Raw genomic sequence first — 1,146 nt, 5'->3', positions numbered from 1 at the left:
AGAGGGTAGAGCTATAGGCTGGCCGGAATGTTGGAGTGAATGTGGAGCAGTCGCCATTGATCCATTGTCGCGATGATCAATAGGTCACGTTCCGTTGACTTGGTGTCGATCTGCTCGCTGTCTACAAGGCCTTGAGCATACCCCTCCGCCCGGGCTACAGCTTTGTCAAACTCAGAAAGGGAGTCAGAAGATTCGATCTGACTGATCAGTTGCTCCCACGCTCTCCGCTGACGATTGCCCCGGGTCGTTTCGATAAACGATATGGCGCCTTTCAGGCGCTTGATGAATACAACTGTTGATAGGTTCATAGCTGGTTTCTCACCGTGTACATAGTTAGACAAACGGTTCGTTTTGAGAAACCTTGAGCTCGACGGGAGATTTTTTTGCAATAAAGGGATGTGAGCAGGAGCGACGACCTATATCAGAGAGGGGCGGTACTCCAAAATAGCCACTTAGTTTCCCAATAGGGATCACTACCGATGGTGATGTTTCCGCTATCCAGTTGCGAAGCTTTCATCACTAAGTTGCAAACGAGCGAGTGCCGCTCAAATGGATCAGGGGTTATCGATATCCGAGCTGGCTTGGCTCAAAGGCTTCCAGGCATGCCGATGATTGATTCAGAGAGAATGAGAATTTATTTTTTTCAGAGCTAAAGTTTCTCTCCATTTTAACCGTTTCTATTAATAAGTATAAATTCGGTTAACAGAGCGATATGCATGATGAGTGAAGCAGGGGACGGTAGCGATCTTGAGTATGGTTGTGCACTGGAATATGAGGTGTTTGAAGTATTTCACTGGCTGACATCCGTTGACGACCATTACGAGGCATCAATTTCATTGCAGGATAAAATCATCAGACTGAGTCTGGATGATTTCGAGCAATATTATACCACTCATCAATCTGCAGAGGTCTCTCGGTGCATTTTTGAAGCACTTGTAGCCATTAAAGGAGTTACGCCTACACTTATCTCTTCTATACATCCTGAAGCCGAGAAAAGAACGTACGCAGACGTGTTTAATTGCTTTGCCCACGAGTCTTTGGTCGCAAAATGCCCAGGAGATCAAGATTTTCTAGAGAGCTTGCTTCAGCCTGGATATTTATTCATTGCTGGTGGTAAGTTTATCGACCCCGATCCAAGGGTTGAGT

Annotated in this window: 2 protein-coding genes; one reads left to right on the top strand and one right to left on the bottom strand. The window is 46.1% G+C overall.

What is annotated here, in order from left to right:
- Positions 1 to 11: 11 nt before the first annotated feature.
- Positions 12 to 308: a hypothetical protein gene (locus AC1DRJ_RS28855; protein ID WP_477805135.1), complete on the bottom strand. Its 297-nt coding sequence runs from the start codon at positions 306 to 308 to the stop codon at positions 12 to 14.
- A 408-nt stretch (positions 309 to 716) separates the two neighbouring features.
- Here AC1DRJ_RS28855 and AC1DRJ_RS28850 point away from each other — a divergent pair.
- The coding region (locus AC1DRJ_RS28850; RefSeq protein ID WP_477805134.1) for a hypothetical protein at positions 717 to 1,146 on the top strand (430 nt) is incomplete at its 3' end.

This window comes from Pseudomonas sp. P5_B2, from assembly GCF_056400445.1.
The sequence above is the reverse complement of the archived record's forward strand: the minus strand, read 5'-3'. Positions and strand labels throughout refer to the sequence as shown.